The organism is Secundilactobacillus hailunensis, assembly GCF_005405185.1.
GTDB classification, from domain to species: Bacteria; Bacillota; Bacilli; order Lactobacillales; family Lactobacillaceae; genus Secundilactobacillus; species Secundilactobacillus hailunensis.
Window position 1 is genome coordinate 1 of the sequence record NZ_BJDO01000070.1, and the last position, 7958, is coordinate 7958.

Sequence of the window (7958 nt, forward strand, 5' to 3'; positions counted from 1 at the left end):
GAGTGCTGTTCGCTTTTCGAGTTCATACAAAAAGAGCTCTAATCACCAAGTGATTAGAACTCCAATATTTTGTTCACCAACAACAGTTGACGAAGAACCTGTATATGATGGGCAGTCAGGGGATCGAACCCTGGACCCACGGATTAAGAGTCCGTTGCTCTGCCAGCTGAGCTAACTGCCCATATCGACATATTTAATGCCTCGCGATTAAGTTCTGTCTTAATCAACGTTTACTAATATATCATGATAAAAAGTGATTGGCAACAACTTTTTGAAAAAAAGTGCCAAAAAACTTAAAAAATATAAATAATGGGCAGATACTGGATTATTTCAAGCAAATTGATTGTATCATACAAACAAGTTATCTTTTATGCTGTAAACGCTTATTTCATGCGAGGTTAGCCATTTCGCGTAATGTAAAATACTGTGATATAATAAGCCTTGTGCAGATATTATCCAAATGTACCTGCCGCCTACTTGAATTCTCCTGCGTGGCCCGTGCTACTGCGTTGGAATGACCGAAAAGCACCTAAAACTAAAAATTTATATACTTGAACGAATCGTTATCTGAAGGAGGATATGTTCAGATGAAAAAAGTTATTCTCGTTGTCGATGATGAAAAACCAATTACTGACATTGTAAAATTTAACCTAACTAAAGAAGGTTACGAAGTGGTGGTCGCCCATGATGGTGAAGAAGCCCTTCAAAAAGTTGAAGAAGTTAATCCAGATTTAATTATCTTGGACCTAATGTTACCGAAGATCGATGGGCTGGAAGTTGCCCGTCAGGTACGGATGAAACACGATATGCCAATCATTATGGTCACTGCTAAGGATTCCGAACTAGACAAGGTCTTAGGCTTGGAACTGGGTGCTGATGACTATGTTACGAAGCCATTTTCCAACCGTGAACTGGTTGCCAGAGTTAAGGCTAACCTGCGCCGACAAAACACCGTTAACGCAGCTCAGCCGGAAGAAGAGGAAAACAAAGACATCGAAATTGGTGATCTGGTCATTCATCCAGATGCCTATTCCGTTTCTAAACGTGGTCAAAACATTGAATTGACCCACCGTGAATTCGAATTACTGCATTATCTGGCCCAGCATATTGGCCAAGTCATGACGCGTGAACACCTGCTGCAAACAGTATGGGGTTACGATTATTTTGGTGATGTCCGAACAGTTGATGTGACCGTACGTCGACTGCGTGAAAAAATTGAAGATAATCCTAGTCACCCAACGTGGTTAGTTACCCGTCGTGGTGTGGGGTATTATTTACGGAATACTGAAAGCGAGTCGGGTCAGGCGTAAACTTACGCATGCAAGACGTTTAAGGGGTAAACGGTAACGTGAAACGAAAAATTAAATGGTATCATTCGATACAATTCAAAATCGCGTTCGTATTCGCGATGATGCTCATTATTACATTGGAAATTGTCGGAGCCGCTTTTGTGCAGCAATTAGAGACTCAAAATTTGCGACAATTCAAAAGCCAAATTTCACTGCAACGTTACGTCAGTACGAACTTAACGTCTCAGCTGGCACGGTCTAATACGACCTCAGCTGATCGCCAGATTCGCATTCTCCTGTCTGATGCCAATATTCCTAGCACGGCGAACGCGCAGATCCGCGTCATCGACAATAAGGGCACCATTCGGGGAACCAATGAGGCCAACAATCAGGAAATCGTTGGTCAAAAAACCACTGACGACACCGTTAAAAAGGTCATTTATAATAACAGTGCTGGCAGTGAAACAACGACGTTTGATGCGTCATCAAATCAATATTATTACACTAAAGTCACACCATTAATTAAGCAAAGCAGCGGGAGTAGTACGCCCGTTGGGGTCGTGTACATTCGTGCCAACCTGGAAAGCGTGTATGACAGTATCAGCAAAGTGACTGCAATCTACCTTGGTGCAGCCGTTATTGCGATCATCATGGGCTTAATTTTATCAATCGTTATTTCCCGGGCAATTACTGTGCCAATTACTGAAATGAAGGAACAGACACAGCGAATCGCTCGCGGAGATTATTCTGGGCAGGTTCAAGTTTATGGTAATGATGAATTGGGTCAGTTAGCCAGTGCGGTTAATAACCTGTCTGTTCGTGTGGAAGAAGCACAAGAGTCCACGGAATCTGAACGTGGGCGGCTGAACTCGGTTTTGGCCCACATGACCGATGGTGTGATTGCCACTGATCGTCGTGGAAACGTGACGATTATTAACGAAACAGCCGTTGAATTTTTGGATATCGACTCCAATCAGGCGATTGGTCAGTCGATTTTGGATATTTTAAAGATTCGCGACCAATATACGTTACGTGATTTACTGGAAGATCCGGATGAAATTATGCTGGACTTCTCTACTGACGACCATGATCTGATCCTGCAGGCCTATTTCTCACTGATCCAGCGTGAATCTGGGTTTATTAGTGGGCTGGCCTGTGTGCTGCACGATGTAACTGAACAGCAAAAGATCGATCAAGATCGCAAACAATTTGTTTCTAACGTGTCCCATGAATTACGGACCCCGTTAACCAGTGTACGGTCATACGTTGAAGCGTTATCCGATGGTGCTTGGAAAGATCCTAAGATCGCACCCAAGTTCTTAAAGGTTACGCAAGAAGAAACCGACCGTATGATTCGGATGATCAATGATCTCTTGACCCTATCAAGAATGGATTCAGGGACCCAAAAGCTTAATTTGGAACTAGTTAATCTTAATGAACTGTATAACTATATTTTGAACCGGTTTGATATGATCATCGATAGTGATGAGCAAAAAGACCGGTCTGATAAGCATTACACCATTAAGCGGGAATTTACTAAGCGTGATCTGTGGGTTGAAATTGATACTGACCGGTTTACCCAAGTGATCGATAACATCATGAATAATGCCATCAAGTATTCACCGGATGGCGGAATTATCACTTGCCGGTTGATTGAAACCAACAACAATGTGATCTTAAGTATTGCTGATCAGGGATTAGGGATTCCTAGGGCTGATATTCCCCACGTTTTCGACCGGTTCTATCGGGTCGATAAAGCGCGTTCCCGTGCGCAAGGCGGTACGGGGCTTGGCCTGGCGATTTCCAAAGAAGTTGTCCAGTCATTGGGTGGCAAAATTTGGGTAGAGAGTCGTGAAGGTCACGGCTCCACCTTCTACATTTCACTGCCATACGAACCTTACGATGAGGGGGATGATCTCTGGGATGAAGCTTAGAAATTTATGGCTGCCAACGAGTCTGGTGATTGCAATCCTAATCAGTTTAGGACTATCAGGAATGATGTGGACGAATCCGGCTCACTCGAACTTAAGCAGTCGCACTAAAGTGACTAAAAATACCGATAACAGTAATAACACCACTTTTCAAGATATTTATTTACCCTCTCAATTCGTCTCAACCAGCAAGTCCGGTAAACAAGAAATGCTGACTGATAATCGCGTGAACGTGGCGACTGATCTACGAGATCGAATGAGTCATTTTACAGCGGATAATGCCCAAAGCGTCAGTCATGGGAATTCTCAAAAATATCTCAAGCAATTAAAACGGCACGATACGGTTTTGCTAAATTATAATTCTGCGATTTCGGTCAACTTCTTTCGAAAAGCCTTCAACAATCAATTGAAGTTCCCAAATCAGAAGTTTAGCCGGATGCAGCTGTTATTAAACGATCCCAAGCACCTTTATTTGTTAAATGATCAGGGCTATCGGATCGTTCGGGTGACGTTAAAAAATAATCGTACAGGTAAGCTGCGACACGTTTTAGCTGATCAAATGGTGAAGCATCCAGTTTCCTTTAGGTTAGTGAACAACAAGGTTATTTTGAATCATCCTAATAGCTTCAAAGTGCGGACTTATAGTTACCAGTTGACGCAGCAAACGCAGGACTATTATGCAAACCGGATCATGACGACGAATGCGAACAGCAACATCCAGGTTAAGCGGCACAAGAACAGTACCGATTATGATGATCACGGTTTCCGACATATGAACATCAATAAGTCGACGGATACGGTCACCTTTACGAACTATAATTCACAAGTTAAGAGCAGTAGTTTCCTACAGACAATGAATCACGTCTATGAGCAATTTATTATGGTGGGGATGCCACTAGATAACATCCGCTTTTACTCTTATGATTCCGGTACGGATACTGCAACTTTCCGGACGTATGCCGGTGGGCTGCCAGTCTTTGATCAGAGTGATTTTGGCGCCATTCAAATGCGGGTATTAGATCAGTCATCGTACCGGATGCAATTCTCATTGGATAGCTTACAGGTACCGATTCCACCGGTTCAAAGTTCAGCTACCGTGATGTCGACCCAAGACTTACTTTCGCACCTTAAGTCTGCTGGCGTCCGGGAAAATAAGATTCAGGATATTGAACTGGGCTATGAATGGAGCCGGGATAAAACTCTACCCAAAGTGGTTAATCTATTACCGACCTGGTACGTTAAGATCGGCAACCAGTGGGAAAGTTACGGTAAATTAACTGGTCAAGAGTGAAAGGGGGTAGCCGGACGTGAATTTTAAACGAATTCAGTGGATTTTCTTAGTGATTTTTATTGCGATGGATGTGCTCTTATTTATGATGTTTAACCACAGTAACGTTGGTGATTCAACTGCTACTGGGAATAATAATATCTTAGAAGAGATGCATAAGGACCAAATTACGTTTAGTACACCGACTACCAAAAAGTATGAAGGGTATTATTTCTCAGGAAATAATGACGATTCACTGCGACAGGACGCGCCTAAGTTACAGGAGCAAGACGTCCGGTTTAGCGGCAACGAATTGGTCAGTGAATTCAAAACACCCATTAAGCTAACTAACGGTTCAGCGAAACAAACCCTAGATAAAATTATCACTAATCCGGGACTGATTGCTGAGGGGCAGCAGTATAGCTACAGCAAGCAGTTATCCAGTAGCAGTGAGGTAATTTACGTTCAGCACGTTGCTCAAAAGCCGGTCTATTCGCATTTTGGTCAGATCCGCTTTGATCTGAACAGTCAGCATCAGGTAGTCGGTTACAGTCAAAACTATCTATCAAACGTTAAAATTTTGAAGGAAGAAACCAAAACGATCAGTGAGGAACGGGCATTGACCTGGTTATACCAGTACAATGAAATTCCTAACGGTGCCAAAGTTTCCTGGGTTCATTTGGCTTACACGCGGCTCTTAACGGCGCGCGGGCAGTGTGTCTTCTTACCGACTTGGGTGTTTGCAGTGAAGCTTAACAATTCATCTTCAATTATTTTAAAGCGGGTGAATGCTTACACGGGTGAGGTCATTAAGACTGGTGATAATAATCAAACCAGCAATGCAAATTCAGAAATTTTCACCCTCACATAATGACATATAAGTAGTATTTAATGATTGCGTTTCGCTGTAAAATGCGTTGTAATAGTAACGACGAGCAATCATTGAGGACCATTATTCACGACCCTACCAATGACCATGTTGGTGGGGCCTTTTGTATTTAAAAAAAGGAAGTTGGGCAGTTTATGCAAAAGCAAAATGACGGCTTAAAGGTCAGTGTTCTAGCCAGCGGCAGTACGGGTAACTGTACCTATGTGGAAACGGCTGATCACAAGATTCTGATCGATGCCGGGTTAAGTGGCAAAAAAATTGAGAATCTCATGCAGTCCATCGGCCGGGATCTAAGTGACGTTGATTCCCTATTCGTAACTCATGAGCATTCAGATCATCGCAAGGGCGTGGGGGTTTTAGCACGGCGTTACGGTATGGACGTTTATGCGAACCAGGGGACTTGGGATGCTATGGCCAGTAAAATTGGTAAGATCCCATTGGCTCAAAAAAACATCATTGCGCCAGATTCCGTTCTGAGCATGGGCGATCTAGACGTGGAATCCTTTACGGTCTCCCACGATGCTGCTGAGCCTCAATTTTACGCCGTTCACAGCGGTGGTAAGAGCTTTGTAGTACTCACGGACACCGGCTACGTATCAGACCATGTCGAGGGTGTGATCAAGAATGCTGATGCCTACTTGATGGAATGTAATCATGACGTTGAAATGCTGCGGATGGGCAGTTACTCATGGCCGTTGAAGCAGCGGATCTTGAGTGACACCGGTCATTTAAGCAATGAAGACGGTGCTGACGTGATGATGGATGTTTTGGGCAATCACACCAAACGGATCTTTTTGGGTCACTTGAGTCAGGAAAACAACATGAAGTCGTTAGCCCGTCTGACCGTTGCTTCGATCATGGAAGACCATGATTTCGGCGTTAACCATGATTTTAAAATTCTGGATACGGATCCAGAAAAGGCCAGTGGGTTAGTCACGCTCTGATCTTTTTAAATTCTTTTAGAAAAATTTATCCTTTTTTCGAGGAAAGCTTCAAACAAATTTCACACATCATGGGTAAAATAGATTCATGAGTATGTTAATTGAGTCAGTTTATGGGACGGTATCATGCCCTAAATAACGGCGTTCATCACTTAACCTAAATTGTGATGACATACAAGGAGGGAAGCGCGATTCGCGCGGAGTATGGATAATCAACAAAAACCAGGATCTAATAATAATCGCGGCCTGCTGATTAAAGTTGCCGTAACGGCTTTAGTAGCGGGTCTACTAGGTGGTGGTATTGCGTATGGCGGTGCAACTTACATCAGCAATCGCGATACCAGTTCAGTTCCAGCCGGTTCCAATAAATCCGGAACAGCCTCAACCAGTAATATGAAGGTCAATGTCAGCTCACAAGCTTCAACAGCCTTTTCAAACGTTAAAAATTCAGTAGTCTCAGTTATCAACTTGAAGAAGGAGAACCAGTCCTCCAATAGTTTGAATGGCATCTTAGGCGGTAATCAGTCTAATGGCAACTCTTCTAATGGCAGTCTGCAGGCCAGCTCGGAAGGCTCAGGTGTCGTTTATAAGAAGGCCGGTAACAGTGCTTATATCGTCACGAATAATCACGTGGTTGCCGGTTCTAACGCGCTGGAAGTGATTTTGAGCAATAGTAAGAAGATCGATGCTAAGTTAGTCGGCAAAGATGCGGTTACTGATCTCGCTGTGTTGAAAGTTAACAGTGCCGATGTGTCGAAGGTGGCCACTTTTGGTAACTCCGATAACATTAAAGTTGGTGAAACGGCGCTTGCTATTGGTTCACCATTGGGTTCGCAATACGCAACGTCTCTGACTGAAGGGATTATTTCAGCTAAGAAACGGACGGTGGCTACTACGGATGAAGCCACCAATCAACAAACGGGTAACGCAACGGTCATTCAAACGGATGCCGCGATCAACCCCGGGAACTCTGGCGGTCCGTTGATCAACTTAGCCGGCCAAGTGGTGGGTATCAATTCCATGAAACTAGCAAGTGATAATTCCGGAACGAGTGTTGAAGGGATGGGCTTTGCCATTCCAAGTAACGAAGTCGTCTCCGTGATCAATCAACTGATCAAGAACGGTAAGATCGTTCGGCCAGCGTTAGGTATTAAGTACGTTGATCTGTCTGAAATTTCTAAGTCACAGCAAAAGTCGATCTTGAAATTACCAGCTAGTGTTGAAAATGGGGTCGTTGTCATGGAGACACCAGGCGCAACAACACCAGCAGGTCGCAGCGGCATTAAGAAGTACGACGTGATTACCGCCTTGGACGGCAAGAAGATCAGTACGAATTCAACGTTGAGAGATCTGCTGTATAAATACAAGGTCAATGACACTGTTACCGTTACTTATTACCACAATGGCAGTCAAAAGACGGCTAAAGTTAAATTGACGGAAACAACGTCACAATTGAATCGATAAATAAATAACATGCATATCAAATAAAAGGCTGAAATCTGAGTAATCAGATTTCAGCCTTTTCATGTTTAGTGAAAAAGACGGGTCTAAGCTTTTTAGTGTTGATTAAGTTCAACACTGAGAAACTTAGGCCTGTTTTTTTGCAAAAAAAGGACACCTAGTCTCCCAGGCGTTATACTT

General features: G+C 43.4%; 6 protein-coding genes and 1 tRNA gene. 6 read left to right on the forward strand and 1 reads right to left on the reverse strand.

What is annotated here, in order from left to right; translation table 11 throughout:
- Positions 1 to 108: 108 nt before the first annotated feature.
- Positions 109 to 181 (reverse strand) — tRNA-Lys (locus FFM73_RS11735).
- A gap of 406 nt (positions 182 to 587) precedes the next feature.
- On the opposite strand from FFM73_RS11735, the gene yycF reads away from it, so the two are divergent.
- From yycF to FFM73_RS11765, 6 genes are all read left to right on the forward strand, one after another.
- Positions 588 to 1310 (forward strand): response regulator YycF, encoded by a 723-nt coding sequence (yycF, locus tag FFM73_RS11740; RefSeq protein ID WP_089136875.1) that lies wholly within the window; start codon positions 588 to 590, stop codon positions 1308 to 1310.
- A gap of 98 nt (positions 1311 to 1408) precedes the next feature.
- Positions 1409 to 3223 carry a cell wall metabolism sensor histidine kinase WalK gene (walK, locus tag FFM73_RS11745; protein ID WP_373278673.1) on the forward strand — a complete coding sequence of 605 codons (1815 nt, stop codon included), beginning with the start codon at positions 1409 to 1411 and terminating at the stop codon, positions 3221 to 3223.
- Positions 3213 to 4511, forward strand: coding sequence for a YycH family regulatory protein (locus tag FFM73_RS11750; RefSeq protein WP_137631866.1), 1299 nt, complete (start codon positions 3213 to 3215; stop codon positions 4509 to 4511). Before walK ends, FFM73_RS11750 begins: the two co-directional genes overlap by 11 nt.
- A gap of 16 nt (positions 4512 to 4527) precedes the next feature.
- The gene (locus tag FFM73_RS11755) at positions 4528 to 5358 is read left to right on the forward strand and encodes a two-component system regulatory protein YycI (protein WP_137631867.1); all 831 of its coding nucleotides are present in this window, start codon (positions 4528 to 4530) and stop codon (positions 5356 to 5358) included.
- Between the two features lie 152 nt (positions 5359 to 5510).
- The gene (locus FFM73_RS11760; protein WP_137631868.1) at positions 5511 to 6320 is read left to right on the forward strand and encodes an MBL fold metallo-hydrolase; all 810 of its coding nucleotides are present in this window, start codon (positions 5511 to 5513) and stop codon (positions 6318 to 6320) included.
- Between the two features lie 201 nt (positions 6321 to 6521).
- A complete protein-coding gene (locus tag FFM73_RS11765) occupies positions 6522 to 7781 on the forward strand; it encodes a S1C family serine protease (RefSeq protein ID WP_137631869.1) in 1260 nt (419 codons plus the stop codon).
- Positions 7782 to 7958 lie beyond the last annotated feature (177 nt).

Excerpts from the sequence above, each read along its gene's own strand:
- yycF (WP_089136875.1), top strand. The coding sequence starts at position 588 with ATGAAAAAAGTTATTCTCGTTGTCGATGATGAAAAACCAATTACTGAC.
- walK (WP_373278673.1), top strand. The coding sequence starts at position 1,409 with ATGATGCTCATTATTACATTGGAAATTGTCGGAGCCGCTTTTGTGCAG.
- FFM73_RS11750 (WP_137631866.1), top strand. The coding sequence starts at position 3,213 with ATGAAGCTTAGAAATTTATGGCTGCCAACGAGTCTGGTGATTGCAATC.
- FFM73_RS11760 (WP_137631868.1), top strand. The coding sequence starts at position 5,511 with ATGCAAAAGCAAAATGACGGCTTAAAGGTCAGTGTTCTAGCCAGCGGC.
- FFM73_RS11765 (WP_137631869.1), top strand. The coding sequence starts at position 6,522 with ATGGATAATCAACAAAAACCAGGATCTAATAATAATCGCGGCCTGCTG.